Genomic DNA, 12,938 nt, shown 5'->3' with positions numbered 1-12,938 from the left:
GCCTCGCTCCCCCAATTCAACTGATTCAAGACTGAGGTAATCGCAATGGCTGCCAAGGATATCCGTTTCGGCGAAGACGCCCGCGTGCGCATGGTGCGCGGCGTCAACGTACTCGCCAATGCCGTCAAGGCCACCCTGGGCCCGAAGGGCCGCAACGTCGTGCTGCAGAAGAGCTTCGGCGCCCCCACCATCACCAAGGACGGCGTCTCCGTCGCCAAGGAGATCGAACTGGCCGACGCGTTCGAGAACATGGGCGCGCAGATGGTGAAGGAAGTCGCGTCCAGGACCTCCGACAACGCCGGTGACGGCACCACCACTGCCACCGTGCTGGCGCAGGCGTTCATCCGCGAGGGCATGAAGGCGGTCGCCGCCGGTATGAACCCGATGGACCTCAAGCGCGGCATCGACAAGGCCGTGACCGCGGCCGTGGCCGAGCTGAAGAAGATCAGCAAGCCCTCGTCCACCAGCAAGGAAATCGCCCAGGTCGGCACCATCTCCGCCAACAGCGACGCCAACATCGGCGAGCTGATCGCGCAGGCGATGGACAAGGTCGGCAAGGAAGGCGTGATCACCGTCGAGGACGGCTCGGGCCTGGAGAACGAGCTGGACGTGGTCGAGGGCATGCAGTTCGACCGCGGCTACCTGTCGCCGTACTTCATCAACAACCAGCAGTCGATGCAGGCTGAGTTGGACGACCCGTTCATCCTGCTGCACGACAAGAAGATCTCCAACGTGCGCGACCTGCTGCCGGTGCTGGAAGGCGTGGCCAAGGCCGGCAAGCCGCTGCTGATCGTGGCGGAAGAGGTTGAAGGCGAAGCGCTGGCGACGCTGGTGGTCAACACCATCCGCGGCATCGTTAAGGTCTGCGCGGTGAAGGCCCCGGGCTTCGGTGATCGTCGCAAGGCGATGCTGGAAGACATGGCCATCCTGACCGGCGGCACCGTGATCTCCGAGGAAGTCGGCCTGACCCTGGAGAAGGCCACCATCAGGGATCTGGGCCGCGCCAAGAAGGTGCAGGTCAGCAAGGAAAACACCACCATCATCGATGGTGCCGGTGACACCTCCGCCATCGAGGCGCGCATCAAGCAGATCAAGGCGCAGATCGAGGAGACCACCTCCGACTACGATCGCGAGAAGCTGCAGGAGCGCGTGGCCAAGCTGGCCGGCGGCGTGGCCGTCATCAAGGTCGGTGCCGCCACCGAAGTCGAGATGAAGGAGAAGAAGGCGCGCGTCGAAGACGCCCTGCACGCCACCCGCGCTGCGGTCGAGGAAGGCATCGTCCCGGGCGGCGGCGTGGCCCTGATCCGCGCCAAGGCCGCGATCAAGGACCTCAAGGGTGCCAACGAGGACCAGAACCACGGCATCCAGATCGCCCTGCGCGCGATGGAAGCCCCGCTGCGCGAGATCGTCACCAATGCCGGCGAAGAGCCGAGCGTGGTGCTGAACCGCGTCGCCGAGGGTACCGGTGCGTTCGGCTACAACGCCGCCAACGGCGAGTTTGGCGACATGCTCGAGTTCGGCATCCTGGACCCGACCAAGGTCACCCGCACCGCGCTGCAGAACGCGGCGTCGATCGCCGGCCTGATGATCACCACCGAAGCCATGGTGGCCGAGCTGCCGAAGAAGGAAGAGCCGGCGATGCCGGGCGGCGGCATGGGCGGCATGGGCGGCATGGATTTCTGATCGGCCTGCCATCTGCGTCCACTCGAAAGGCCCCGCCATGCGGGGCCTTTCTATTTGCCGGCTCATTCGCCGGCTGCCGTGTGTCCGGCAAACGGCGTGGTCTGCGTTAGCAAGGTCGACACTCGTCGATACCCTGGGGAAACGCATGCCGTCGCTTCGTCTCATCCTGGCAGCCTGCTGCCTGTTGGTCCTGTTCCATCCGCAGTCGGTGCAGGCGCAGGAGCCGATCATCGACATGCACATGCACGCCCTGCACGTGGACGACCAGGGTCCGCCACCGCTGGGCATGTGCACGCCGCTCGACGGGATGCCGGCCTGGGACCCGGCGACGCCCTATACGCCTGTGCTGATGGGCATGTTCATGCACCCGACCTGCGCCGATCCTTTGTGGTCGCCAACCAGGGAAGAGGATCTGGTCCGGCAGAACGCGGCGGCGATGGAAAAGCTCAACGTCATCGGCGTGGTCAGCGGCGCCGATGACCGCATCGCGGCCCTGCGCGCGCTGGTGCCCCAGCGCGTCATCCCGGGGATGGGCAACAACCTGATGCTGCCTGCCATGGAGGTCTTGCGCGCGCAACATGCGGCCGGAAACCTCGCAGTACTGGGCGAAGTCAGCGCGCAGTACCTGGGCATCGCGGCGGACGATCCCAAGCTGGAGCCCTACTGGGCCCTGGCCGAGGAGCTTGATATTCCGGTCGCCCTCCATATCGGCCCTGGGCCTCCGGGCGTGATCTACATGGGCGCCACCGGCTACCGTGCGCGCCTGCACAGCCCACTGCAGCTCGAGGAAGTGCTGGTCAAGCACCCGAAGCTGCGGGTGGACGTCATGCATGCGGGCTTTCCCATGCTGGACGACACGATGGCGCTGTTGTATGCCCACCCCCAGGTGTATCTGGACACCGGCGTCATCGTGTACACGCAGCCTCGCCCTGCCTTCTACCGCTACCTGCAGGCGTTGGTGGACGCCGGCTTCGGCAAGCGCATCCTATTCGGCTCCGACCAGATGGTCTGGCCCGGCGCGATCGAGCGCTCGGTGAACGTCATCAACGAAGCCCCGTTCCTGAGCGCCGGGCAGAAGCGGGACATCCTGTTCAACAACGCCGCGCGATTCCTGCGCCTCACGCCGGCGCAGGTGGAGGCCTACCGCAAACTGGGCAAGCAGTCGCATGCGCCAGAAGGAAAAGCCCGCTAGCTAGGGACTGCCTGGTGATCACCACCGAAGCCATGGTGGCCGAACTGTCGAACAAGGAAGAGCCGGCGATGCCGGGCGGCGGCATGGGCGGCATGGACTTCTGATCGGCCTGCCATCTGCGTCCACTCGAAAGGCCCCGCCATGCGGGGCCTTTCTTTTTGTTGGTAGATTCCAGTCGTAACGCTTCGCGCCAAGCGCTTGTCGCAGGGCGTGAGACCGTCGTCTTGCACGCTTGTGACTGGCGGCGAGTAGCGCCTTGAGTTGCCTGGGGAGGCAAAATGTTGAAGCGGCGAGCGGAAAATGCCGGGTACCCGGCTCCGGCAGTTTCATTCTCGAAATGTCCCGCCAAGACTTACACCCGCGAGGATGGCGTCGTGCAGCCGGGTCGCATGGTCTTCGATCATTGCCGGATCGTGGGCGAGGTAGCACGGGCGTTGATAGCGCGCTATCCGCCACGCCTCGGAGAAGTCCTTTTCCCTGAAGGCAGTCCGCTGGCTGCGGCAAGCCACGACACCGGCAAGGTCAGCCCCACGTTCTTCAACAAGCTGATGAAGGCGTGTCAATTACCGCAGATTCCCGGCTTTTTGCCCGAGATCGAGCGCCAATGGGGCGGTCACGCCGGTGTCAGCCAAGCCGCGCTGAAGGCCATGCATGTGCCCCGCTGGATACCCGAGATCGCTGGGCAGCATCATGGCTTCTCCCCCAATTTGGCGGCACGACACGCTGAAGCAGAGCAGTTTGGGGGTGCCGCCTGGCAGGAGCAACGGCTCGCCCTGGTGGAGGAGTTGAAAGCGTGCATGGCCATGGACTGGCCGCAGCCTGCGTCAGTGGCGCAGGCGCGGCTGATCGCCGGCCTTACTTCGGTTTCCGACTGGATCGGCTCCGGGCGACATTTCGAGAATCCGGGTGCACCGTGGCAGCCAAATATCGAGCGTGCGCTCGACGAAGCCGGCTTCGTGCCACCGGTTTACCGGAAAGGCTTGAGCTTCCAAGAGATCTTCGGCTTTCCGGCTCGGCCCGCACAGCAGCAGTTGATCGACGCGGCCATGACGCCTGGCATGTACGTTCTGGAAGCACCGATGGGCCTGGGCAAGACCGAGGCCGCGCTATACGTGGCCTATCGTCTGCTGGAACAGGGCCAAGCCTGCGGCGTGTATTTCGCGCTGCCCACCCAGCTCACCTCGAACAAGATCCACGAACGCTTCAACCAATTCCTTGACCGGGTGCTGGACGACGGCTGCCCACAGCGTGCATTGCTGCTGCACGCCAATGCCTGGCTGGTGGATACCGAGATGGGCGAGGAGGGGCGCCCCGGAGGCGCATGGTTCAACCACGCCAAGCGCGGTCTGCTGGCTCCCTTCGCAGTGGGTACCATCGATCAGGCCTTGATGGCCGCCATGCACGTCAAGCATGGCTTCGTGCGAGCCTTTGGCTTGGCTGGGAAGGTGGTCATTCTGGATGAGGTGCACACCTACGACGCTTATACCGGCGCCCTGCTCGATGCGCTTGTCAAGTTGCTGCGTGAGCTGCGCTGCACTGTCATCATCTTGAGCGCCACCCTCAACCAGCAGCGGCGCAGCCAGCTTCTGCAGGTTCCACTGACGGGGCAGGCCTATCCGCTGATTACGGCATTGCCTGCCGGAGAAGGCGTTCGCGAGCTTCCCGTGTTGGCGGACGCCGGCGTGCAGGTGGCGATCCATCTGGAGCGCGACGATACAAGGGCGGTAGATGAGGTGCTGGAGCGCGCGGCTGCGGGCCAACAGGTGCTGTGGGTTGAGAACACCGTTAAGGAGGCCCAGCAGCGCTACCTGGACATTGCCTCGCGTGCCAGCGCCTTGGGTGTCGAGCATGGCTTGCTGCATTCGCGCTATACCATGGCCGACCGCGCCCGCATCGAGGAGCGGTGGGTGAACCTGTTCGGAAAGCCGGGCCGGGACAGGCGAAGCGAACGTGGACGCATCCTGGTCGGGACGCAGGTGCTGGAGCAGTCGCTGGATATCGACGCGGACTTTCTGGTCAGCCGCTTCGCTCCCACTGACATGCTTCTGCAGCGCATGGGTCGCCTCTGGCGCCATGCCGATACGCCACGTCCGACAGGTGCCCGCTGCGAGGCGTGGCTGCTGGCGCCGACGCTTGACGTCGCCATCGATTCGCCATCCGCGGCTTTCGGCCTCAGTGCCTATGTCTATGCACCCTATGTGCTGTGCCGCAGCCTCGCGGTCTGGTGCGAGCGCAGCGCCGTCGCACTGCCGAACGACATTCGTGCTTTGATCGAAGCAACCTACGTTGAGCAGAGCGAAGATGGCGCGATGGCGCGCTGGCTGCACGAGCTGAACAACGGCACGCCGCGACGCAAGGGCCGCACCGCGCTGGCGCAATTAGCGCGGCTGGGCCTGGCCATGGACGGCAATACCTTGCCGGAAAGCAAGGCGCAGACCCGCTACAGCGAAACCGACAGCCTTGACGTGCTGCTCTTGCGTGACATGCAGCAGGACACGGAGCGCCATGTCGCTCGATTGGTTTTGCTAGATGGCAGCGTGGTGGAGCTGCCCACCCGCAAGGCCTTGCCCCAGGCACAACGTGGCGCGCTCAAGACCGTCACGGCGCAACTAATGCGCCAGATCGTGCCTGTTCGTCCCGGTGATGCCCCAACCGCCATCGTGCGCGACACGCTGGAGAAATACGGCTTGCAGCACTGTTTCTATCTGGGCAGTGCCGACTGGGCCGAGGACGAGAGCCTCCTGCGCGTGGCGCTGGTCGATGACGCCGGCACGCTGCGCGGCCTGCATGGTCAGGTCGTGCATGACAAGTACCCGCTGGAATACCGCGATGACCTCGGCTACCGGGTCATCAAGAGTTGACAAGGAGAACCCATGGACAAGCGTTTCAACCTGATCGACGAACCGTGGATCCCGGTGGCGGACAAGGGGCGTGTCAGCTTGCGGCAGATCTTCACCGATGCCAGTTGCCGTGCGTTGGGCGGCAACCCGGTGGAGAAAATCGCGCTGATGAAGCTGCTGCTGGCCATCGCCCAAGCCGCCGCCACGCCCGACGACGAAACCGCGTGGCGTGCGCTGGGCGCGCAGGGACTGGCTGAAAAGTGCCTCGCCTACCTTGACCAATGGCATGACCGGTTTGACCTCTACGGAGACAAGCCCTTCCTGCAGATGCCGGCTATCGCTGCCGCCGAAGTCAAAAGCTACGGCACTGTGTTGCCCCACGTGGCCACTGGCAACACCACGGTGCTCAATGGCGGGCAAGTGGAACGCGTGCTTTCCGATGCCGACAAGGCCGTGCTCCTGATCTGCCAGATGGGTTTTGCACTGGGCGGCAAGAAGACCGACAACAAGGTGGTGCTGACACCTGGCTATCAAGGGAAAAACAATGACAAGGGTAAGCCGGCAACCGGTAAACCTGGGCCGGCCGTGGCGCACATGGGGCTGCTGCACAACCTGCTGCAAGGTGAAAGTGTGCAGCAAAGCTTGTGGCTGAACTTGCTGACCCGCGAGCAGGTGGCGCAAAGCCAACGGTTTCCGGCGGGCATTGGCGTGGCGCCCTGGCAGCAGATGCCGTCGGGCGAGGATGACGCCGTGGCGCGAGACCTCAAGCACTCGCTGATGGGGCGTTTGTTGCCGCTGTGCCGGTTCTGCTTGCTCACCGAAAACGGGCTGCATTACTCCGAAGGCATCGCCCACGCGAACTACAAGGAAGGCATGTGGGATCCCACCGTGGCGGTGAACCAGTCAGGGAAGGAGCACAAGGCACTGTGGGTCAACCCGGAAAAGCGCCCGTGGCGTGAACTGACGGCGCTGCTTGGCTTTCTGGCGCAACAGCAGAGCGCAGGCTTCGAGTGTCTGCAACTTGCCGCCGGTGTGGCGCGTGCCTGTGCCTGCGTCGAGTCTTTTGCGATCTGGTCGGGCGGCTTGCGCGTCAGCAGCAATGCGGGTGAGCAGTACGCATCGGGTACGGATGATTTCGTGGAATCGGTCATCTGGGTGCATGGGGACGCCTTGAACCAACTCTGGTTCGACCAACTGCAGGCGGAAATGACCGCCTTGGACGAACTCGCCAAGGGCTTGTACGGGCGCGTGGTGGGCTATTTCAAGGCGCAGCTGGTCGATGGCGGTGATCTGGCAGCGCAGGCCACCCAACTGTTCTGGCAACTCTGCGAACGCGACTTCCAGCGCTTGCTTGACCATTGCGAACAAGGCGAAGCGCACGTAGAGGCGCGCCGCCAGCTGCGGCGGCGCTTTGCCGGCTATGCCCAACAGGCCTACGACCGCTACTGCCCCAAAGACACCGCACGGCAGCTTGATGCGTGGGCGCGCTGCCGGCCCGACCACGGCAAATATCTGCAACAGGAGGCGTGAGTGATGGAAATCACAGAGAAAGGCACCCCGGCAAACGCTGGCAGGGAGGCGAACTTCGTCGCCTGGCTTATCGCACGTTGTCAGGAGGACAAGGGGCTTGCGGCGCGATTGCGCCGTGCCGACAACCCATCCACGGAGTACCAGTGTTGGGAGACGTTGGCGGCTTGGGGCGTCGATCTGGAGCGAGAGGGACAACGCCTGCCATTTGCCACCGTGGCCGCCGCCATCGCCCGCGCCAAGCCACCGGCCAACGGACGTCTGTCGCTGGGCCGCGCCGTCGCGCGCTGCTTCGACGAGGGCAACCAGAGCGACCAAGCCAAGACGCGCCTGCGACGTTTGCTGGCCTGCGACGAGCTGGCGGAATTGTGCCGCGTATTGCGCCCGATGCTGACCCTGATCGAAAGCCGCGTAGCCCAGCCGCTGGACTACGCGCGTCTGCTCAAGCAGTTGGTGGATTTCGGGCGTGCCTCTGCCGGCGGCAACGACACTTGGCTGCAACGCATCAGGGCGCAGTGGGCGCAGGATTTCTACGGTCAGAAGCCCGAGGCGGAAGCCGGGGAGGCCGCATGAGCCTGATCGCCAGCGTGCTCAAGCTTGATCGTGCAGCCGTCAAGGCGCTGCGCATCACCGATCCGTATTCCTTGCATCGCGTGGTGTACGGCCTGTACCCGGACGTGCGCGATGCCGGGAGCAAGGCCGGCCACACGCCCAGCGGCATCCTGCATGCCGACCAAGGGGGGGATTTCAATGGCCGGAGCATCCTGCTGCTGGCCGACCGACCACCTGCGGATCATGCCGAAGGTGGCTTTGGCGAGGTGCGCAGCAAGGTCATCCCCATCGATTTCCTCAGTCACGCACGCTATCGCTTCAAGGTGATCGTCAATCCGACCCGTCGCGACAGCGCCAGCGGAAAGCTGCTGCCCGTCAAAGGGCGCGAGGCGGTGGCCGCGTGGTTTACCGAGCGTGGTCCGGCCAGCTGGGGCTTTGCGGTTTCACCGGAGCACCTGCAAGTGGATCGCATTGAGGTGCTGCGTTTCAAGGACAAGGCGCAGCGCCTGGTCACGCTGGCGCAAGCGCATGTGCAGGGCCAGCTCACCGTCACCGACCCCGAACAGTTCCGTCACAGCTTTGCTTCTGGTATCGGCCGCGGTCGCAGCTTTGGTTGCGGCTTGCTGCAGGTCGTGCCGCTGATCGACAACCCCCTCGCCTGATTCTCACGTCAAAAGGAATTTCGCCATGAGCAACAAGTTCACCAACACCCGCATCGAGTTTCACATCCTGCAGTCTTTCCCGGTGACCTGCCTGAACCGCGACGATGTGGGCGCGCCCAAGACCGCCGTCGTGGGTGGTGTCACCCGTGCGCGCGTCAGCTCGCAGTGCTGGAAGCGCCAGGTGCGCATGGCGCTGCCGCAATTTGGCGTGAAACTCGCCTCTCGTACCAAGCAGGCGCAAACCTTGTTTGCTGCCGCCTGCAAGGCGGCCGGTGCCATCGACGAAGTTGCGGCGGCGTGCGGCCAGAAAATGGCGGACGTGCTTGCTGATGACACCCTGCTGTTCATCAGTGGCAGTGAAGCCGATGCCTTTGCGGCCTATGCCAAGGAGCAGGGTTTCGAGGTCGACAAGTTGAAGGACAAGGAGCTCGCCAAAGTGGCCAAGAAGGCATTGAGCCCGGCCACCGACGCGCTGGATATTGCCTTGTTCGGGCGCATGGTGGCCAAAGCGGGCGAGATGAACGTCGAGGCCGCGGCGTCTTTCGCTCACGCCATTTCCACCCACCGCGTCAGCAACGAGGTGGAGTTCTTTACTGCACTGGATGACCTGGCGGACGAGCCGGGCTCGGCGCACATGGGCAGCCTGGAATTCAATTCGGCGACCTACTACCGCTACGTCAGCCTCGATCTTGGCCAACTGGCCCATTCCCTGGGCACGGAGGATCTCGGCCAGGCGGTGGAGGCGTTCACCAAGGCCTTGTTCGTGGCCGTGCCCCACGCCCGGCAGACGACGCAATCGGGCGCCAGCCCGTGGGAGTTCGCACGCGTGCTGGTGCGCAAGGGGCAGCGTCTGCAGGTGCCGTTTGAGCAGCCGGTCAAGGCGCGTGGCGACGGTTTCCTTTCGCGCAGTATCGAAGCGCTCAAGAGTTATCTGGACAAGAAGGAAAAGCTGGCTGGCAGTCTGTTCGGCAAAATCGCCGGTTACGACTGGGGTGAGCGTGACGACTACAGCGTGGATGAGCTGATCGCGGATCTGAAGCGCCATGCCGCGTGAGGGCGCCCTATGAATCCCTATCTGCTGCTCTGGCTGGAGGCCCCGCTGCAAGCCTGGGGCCACGATTCGAAGTTTGGCCGCCGCGATAGCCTGGATTTCCCGACCAAGTCCGGCGTGCTGGGGCTGATTTGCTGCGCGCGGGGCGCAGGTGGCGACGAGCGTGACTGGTTGTCCGGTTGGGCGGGTCTTGACATGCAAGTTGAGGCCTTCGTGCCACGGGATGCCAAGGGTACGCCGTTGCCAAGGCTGCCCCTGCTGCGCGACTTCCACATGGTGGGCAGCGGTTACGATGACGCCGATCCATGGCAGAACCTGCTGATCCCCAAGACCAGCGAAGGCAAGAAGGCTGTGGGCGGTGGTACGAAGATGACCTATCGCTACTACCTGCAGGACATGGCCTTTGCCGTGGTCATTGAGGCGCCCATTGGCCAGGCCGATGCCATCGTCGAGTCGCTCAAGGCACCGGTCTGGGATCTGTACCTGGGGCGGAAGAACTGCGTGCCCACAGAACTGGTATTTCAGGGTTTGCATGCCAGTGCGGAGGAAGCATTGGCAGCGGGTAGGGCGCTGGCCGACGCGAAACACCGTGCCTTGGCCTTTGTCGTAAGGCAAGGTGAGCACGATGGCGAGGTGCTGACGCTCAACGATGTGCCGGTGCAATTTGGTCCGGACAAGCGCTACCGCGACCGCCGTGTCACCGTGCTGAAGCCGGGGCCAGACGATGATGGATGATACGCAGCGGCTGTTTGTCAAAGTCACCCGCGAGTCGCTGCCGCAGGTCAAGGACAAATACCCGTTCCTGTATCTTGAGCATGGGCGGTTGGAGATCGACGACAGCAGCATCAAGTGGATTGACGCGACCAACAACGTGGTGCCGCTGCCGGTTGCCACGATCAATGCGTTGCTGCTTGGTCCCGGTACTACGGTGACCCATGATGCCGTGCGCACCGCAGCGGCGGCCAATTGCGCCATCTGCTGGGTGGGGGCGGACAGCCTGTTGTTCTATTCGGCCGGCTTCCTGCCCACTGCCGACACCCGTAACCTGAAAAAGCAGATCGAGCTTTCCGCCGATCCGAAGAAATCCATCGAGGTGGCGCGCCGCATGTTCGCCCGCCGTTTTCCGGATGTCGACCTCACCGGCAAGACCTTGCAGGAGCTGATGGGCATGGAGGGCAACCGCGTGCGGGTGCTCTACCAGGCCAAGGCCGAGCAATACCAGGTGGGGTGGAAGGGCCGCAGCTTCACTCCGGGAAAATTCGAGGTCAGCGACCTGACCAACCAGATTCTCACCGCGACCAATGCCGCGCTCTACGGCATCCTGTGTTCGGCCACGCATAGCTTGGGCTACTCGCCGCATATCGGCTTCATCCATTGCGGCAGCCCTTTGCCCTTCATCTACGACATGGCCGACCTGTACAAGGCCGAGCTGTGCATCGATCTGGCGTTCCATCTCACGCGCGAGCTGGCTGGGCGCTACGACAAGCACAAGGTGGCTGCCGCTTTCCGCAAGCGCGTGATCGAGATGGATCTTCTGGCAAAGTACGGCGAAGACATTGCAGCCATGCTGGGAGTTGCGCGTGCTGATCGTCGTCGCTAATGATCTGCCGCCCGCCGTGCGTGGTCGCATGAAGCTGTGGTTCGTGGAGCCGCGGGCAAACGTGTTCGTCTCGGGCATCAAGGACTCGGTGGCCGACACGGTCATCGCCTGGCTCTATAAGCATTGCCCGTCCGAAGCCGGCCTGCTTCTGGTTCGCTCGATCAACCGACCGCCGGGCTACGAAATGTGCTGCATCGGCCCCCCGCGCAAACCGATGATCGATGTATCCGGCCTGCAGCTGATTGTGGAAACCCTGAAACCCGCACGTTCCACTACATTTCGCGTAGACGAGGCATAGCGCTAACGATATGTTGGTGTCTTCCCCACACGCGTGGGGGTGTTTCCAGCTATCACGCCAGATACCCCAAAGAGATTGCGTCTTCCCCACACGCGTGGGGGTGTTTCTCCGCTCGTGCGCTCGCGGCATCGGCACGAACAGTCTTCCCCACACGCGTGGGGGTGTTTCTACAGGTTTCAGCTTAGGCGGTAGCCGAATGTCGTCTTCCCCACACGCGTGGGGGTGTTTCCAGGCTCCCGATGCTGCGGCGCCGGGTGAAGATGTCTTCCCCACACGCGTGGGGGTGTTTCCGCACCGGCCATTACTTCACCTTGATCCCGTCAGTCTTCCCCACACGCGTGGGGGTGTTTCCACGGCCGTCCCGACCAGTTCGTCTTCGATGTAGTCTTCCCCACACGCGTGGGGGTGTTTCCAGGTTAGTGAAAGGCGCTTGACAACGCCTATCGTCTTCCCCACACGCGTGGGGGTGTTTCTGCCTGCAATGGGCGCGCATTGGCTGCCTTGTCGTCTTCCCCACACGCGTGGGGGTGTTTCTGCCATCCGCAGCGCGTGGGTGATCGCGGCAGTGTCTTCCCCACACGCGTGGGGGTGTTTCTACCTCTGCGGGTGTCGTGTGCAGGGTCGTGACGTCTTCCCCACACGCGTGGGGGTGTTTCTGATGGGCGCACCGTAGCTGCCGGCCTCAAACTGTCTTCCCCACACGCGTGGGGGTGTTTCCAGGCTGATGTGGTCAAGCATTGGCTTGGCAAGGTCTTCCCCACACGCGTGGGGGTGTTTCCAGGTGCTTACGGCCATCCTCGCGGTCGTCGAAGTCTTCCCCACACGCGTGGGGGTGTTTCTGACGAGTTGTGGCGCTTTGCGAGGATGATATGGTCTTCCCCACACGCGTGGGGGTGTTTCTACGCCTTTTCGGGGATGCTCGCCCCGAGCGCCGTCTTCCCCACACGCGTGGGGGTGTTTCCGCAAGATGACCCGAGTCCCGCCGACCGGCCTAGTCTTCCCCACACGCGTGGGGGTGTTTCTCTTGCTGCCGGCCACGCCCGACGCGGTGCCAAGTCTTCCCCACACGCGTGGGGGTGTTTCTGACGCATATTCGTCTGCCCGCAACCAGTCGCTGTCTTCCCCACACGCGTGGGGGTGTTTCCAGCGGCCTGCTGGGTTCGCTGGCGATGATGGCGTCTTCCCCACACGCGTGGGGGTGTTTCTCCGATTGCCGGTGCGCTCATGTCGCGGGTGGGGTCTTCCCCACACGCGTGGGGGTGTTTCCGCTGTAAAGGCTCGCCACGTCATCACGGCCGGGTCTTCCCCACACGCGTGGGGGTGTTTCTCTGCTCACGGCGATCCAAGCGCAGGCGATGTTGTCTTCCCCACACGCGTGGGGGTGTTTCCTTCTCACCCACCTCGTAGTAGCTGGCGAGGAAGTCTTCCCCACACGCGTGGGGGTGTTTCTCCGAGGTACTACGCATTGGATTCCGACGTTATGTCTTCCCCACACGCGTGGGGGTGTTTCCGCTTGCCCTCGCAGTTGTGCGC

At 63.6% G+C, this 12,938-nt stretch carries 10 protein-coding genes and 1 CRISPR repeat array (1 of these 11 cut by a window edge); all 10 genes read left to right on the top strand.

The features are described 5' to 3' along the window. Positions 1–45: 45 nt before the first annotated feature. The 10 genes from groL to cas2e all read left to right on the top strand — a co-directional run bounded on the left by groL (position 46) and on the right by cas2e (position 11,405). A complete protein-coding gene (groL, locus tag ACK4SG_RS07340) occupies positions 46–1,683 on the top strand; it encodes a chaperonin GroEL (protein ID WP_409601073.1) in 1,638 nt (545 codons plus the stop codon). A gap of 145 nt (positions 1,684–1,828) precedes the next feature. After that, positions 1,829–2,875, top strand: a complete 1,047-nt coding sequence (locus ACK4SG_RS07335; RefSeq protein WP_409601072.1) for an amidohydrolase family protein — start codon at positions 1,829–1,831, stop codon at positions 2,873–2,875. A 389-nt stretch (positions 2,876–3,264) separates the two neighbouring features. Continuing rightward, the gene (gene cas3, locus ACK4SG_RS07330) at positions 3,265–5,736 is read left to right on the top strand and encodes a CRISPR-associated helicase Cas3' (RefSeq protein ID WP_409601071.1); all 2,472 of its coding nucleotides are present in this window, start codon (positions 3,265–3,267) and stop codon (positions 5,734–5,736) included. 12 nt (positions 5,737–5,748) lie between these two features. Continuing rightward, on the top strand, positions 5,749–7,245 hold the full coding sequence (casA, locus tag ACK4SG_RS07325) for a type I-E CRISPR-associated protein Cse1/CasA (RefSeq protein ID WP_409601070.1): 1,497 nt from the start codon (positions 5,749–5,751) through the stop codon (positions 7,243–7,245). Between the two features lie 3 nt (positions 7,246–7,248). Beyond that, positions 7,249–7,815, top strand: a complete 567-nt coding sequence (gene casB / locus ACK4SG_RS07320) for a type I-E CRISPR-associated protein Cse2/CasB (RefSeq protein WP_409601069.1) — start codon at positions 7,249–7,251, stop codon at positions 7,813–7,815. Then, complete coding sequence (cas6e, locus tag ACK4SG_RS07315) at positions 7,812–8,456, top strand: type I-E CRISPR-associated protein Cas6/Cse3/CasE (RefSeq protein ID WP_409601068.1); 645 nt, start codon at positions 7,812–7,814, stop codon at positions 8,454–8,456. The genes casB and cas6e overlap by 4 nt, the downstream gene beginning before the upstream one ends. A gap of 25 nt (positions 8,457–8,481) precedes the next feature. Continuing rightward, the gene (gene cas7e, locus ACK4SG_RS07310; RefSeq protein ID WP_409601067.1) at positions 8,482–9,510 is read left to right on the top strand and encodes a type I-E CRISPR-associated protein Cas7/Cse4/CasC; all 1,029 of its coding nucleotides are present in this window, start codon (positions 8,482–8,484) and stop codon (positions 9,508–9,510) included. Positions 9,511–9,519: 9 nt separating this feature from the next. After that, positions 9,520–10,242 carry a type I-E CRISPR-associated protein Cas5/CasD gene (gene cas5e, locus ACK4SG_RS07305; RefSeq protein WP_409601066.1) on the top strand — a complete coding sequence of 241 codons (723 nt, stop codon included), beginning with the start codon at positions 9,520–9,522 and terminating at the stop codon, positions 10,240–10,242. Next, positions 10,235–11,107 carry a type I-E CRISPR-associated endonuclease Cas1e gene (gene cas1e, locus ACK4SG_RS07300; protein ID WP_409601065.1) on the top strand — a complete coding sequence of 291 codons (873 nt, stop codon included), beginning with the start codon at positions 10,235–10,237 and terminating at the stop codon, positions 11,105–11,107. Before cas5e ends, cas1e begins: the two co-directional genes overlap by 8 nt. Beyond that, positions 11,088–11,405: a type I-E CRISPR-associated endoribonuclease Cas2e gene (gene cas2e, locus ACK4SG_RS07295; RefSeq protein ID WP_409601064.1), complete on the top strand. Its 318-nt coding sequence runs from the start codon at positions 11,088–11,090 to the stop codon at positions 11,403–11,405. Before cas1e ends, cas2e begins: the two co-directional genes overlap by 20 nt. Positions 11,406–11,423: 18 nt before the next feature. Then, positions 11,424–12,938: a CRISPR direct-repeat array (repeat unit 28 nt; unit sequence GTCTTCCCCACACGCGTGGGGGTGTTTC) (it continues 282 nt past the right edge of the window).

Origin of the sequence: Thermomonas sp. (genome assembly GCF_046293095.1) — a bacterium.
Taxonomy (GTDB): Bacteria; Pseudomonadota; Gammaproteobacteria; order Xanthomonadales; family Xanthomonadaceae; genus Thermomonas.
This window is presented reverse-complemented; position numbering and strand designations above follow the sequence as displayed.

Coding starts and splice junctions, on each gene's coding strand:
- cas3 (WP_409601071.1), top strand. CDS start 3,265: ATGGTCTTCGATCATTGCCGGATCGTGGGCGAGGTAGCACGGGCGTTG.
- cas1e (WP_409601065.1), top strand. CDS start 10,235: ATGGATGATACGCAGCGGCTGTTTGTCAAAGTCACCCGCGAGTCGCTG.
- cas7e (WP_409601067.1), top strand. CDS start 8,482: ATGAGCAACAAGTTCACCAACACCCGCATCGAGTTTCACATCCTGCAG.
- cas5e (WP_409601066.1), top strand. CDS start 9,520: ATGAATCCCTATCTGCTGCTCTGGCTGGAGGCCCCGCTGCAAGCCTGG.
- groL (WP_409601073.1), top strand. CDS start 46: ATGGCTGCCAAGGATATCCGTTTCGGCGAAGACGCCCGCGTGCGCATG.
- casB (WP_409601069.1), top strand. CDS start 7,249: ATGGAAATCACAGAGAAAGGCACCCCGGCAAACGCTGGCAGGGAGGCG.
- cas6e (WP_409601068.1), top strand. CDS start 7,812: ATGAGCCTGATCGCCAGCGTGCTCAAGCTTGATCGTGCAGCCGTCAAG.
- ACK4SG_RS07335 (WP_409601072.1), top strand. CDS start 1,829: ATGCCGTCGCTTCGTCTCATCCTGGCAGCCTGCTGCCTGTTGGTCCTG.
- casA (WP_409601070.1), top strand. CDS start 5,749: ATGGACAAGCGTTTCAACCTGATCGACGAACCGTGGATCCCGGTGGCG.